Genomic DNA, 240 nt, shown 5'->3' with positions numbered 1-240 from the left:
CCGGCGTACATCACCGCGATCTTGTCGGCCACATCCGCAACCACACCCAGATCATGCGTGATCAGAATCAGCCCCATGTTGAACTCACGCTGCAGATCGGCCAGCAACTCCATCACCTGCGCCTGCACCGTGACATCCAACGCCGTCGTCGGCTCATCCGCGATGATCAGATCCGGCTCCAACGCCAACGCCATCGCAATCATGATCCGCTGCCGCATACCACCACTGAACTGATGCGGG

At 60.0% G+C, this 240-nt stretch carries 1 protein-coding gene; it reads right to left on the bottom strand.

Annotated elements, in window-relative coordinates; translation table 11 throughout:
- Positions 1–240: ATP-binding cassette domain-containing protein (locus JW613_RS35505; RefSeq protein WP_209215318.1), on the bottom strand; the 240-nt coding region annotated here is incomplete at both ends.

The sequence above is a fragment of the Streptomyces smyrnaeus genome (assembly GCF_017676345.1).
GTDB classification, from domain to species: domain Bacteria; phylum Actinomycetota; class Actinomycetes; order Streptomycetales; family Streptomycetaceae; genus Streptomyces; species Streptomyces smyrnaeus.
The sequence above is the reverse complement of the archived record's forward strand: the minus strand, read 5'-3'. Positions and strand labels throughout refer to the sequence as shown.